Genomic DNA, 259 nt, shown 5'->3' with positions numbered 1-259 from the left:
CCAACTGACCTGACGGACGAGGAGTGGGAGCGGATCAAGCCGTTACTGCCCAAGGCGCCAAAGCGCGGCCGCAAAATCAGCGTCGATCTGCGCGAAATGCTCAATGCGATCCGCTATATGGCGCGCAGCGGCGGTGGCTGGCGCATGCTGCCAACGAATTTCGGCCCGTGGCAAACCGTATACTGGTGGTTTCGACGGTTCGTGCGTCGGATGCTGTTCCAGACCATTCACGACGTGTCGCTGATGCTTGACCGGGAGC

1 protein-coding gene is annotated in these 259 nt (G+C 61.0%); it reads left to right on the top strand.

The window, feature by feature from the left end:
* Positions 1-259, top strand: a 259-nt coding sequence (locus GSQ83_RS03545; protein ID WP_158801510.1) for a transposase, incomplete at both ends; no start/stop codon positions are given.

The sequence above is a fragment of the Acidisoma sp. L85 genome, from assembly GCF_009765865.1.
Taxonomy (GTDB): domain Bacteria; phylum Pseudomonadota; class Alphaproteobacteria; order Acetobacterales; family Acetobacteraceae; genus Acidisoma.
The sequence above is the reverse complement of the archived record's forward strand: the minus strand, read 5'-3'. Positions and strand labels throughout refer to the sequence as shown.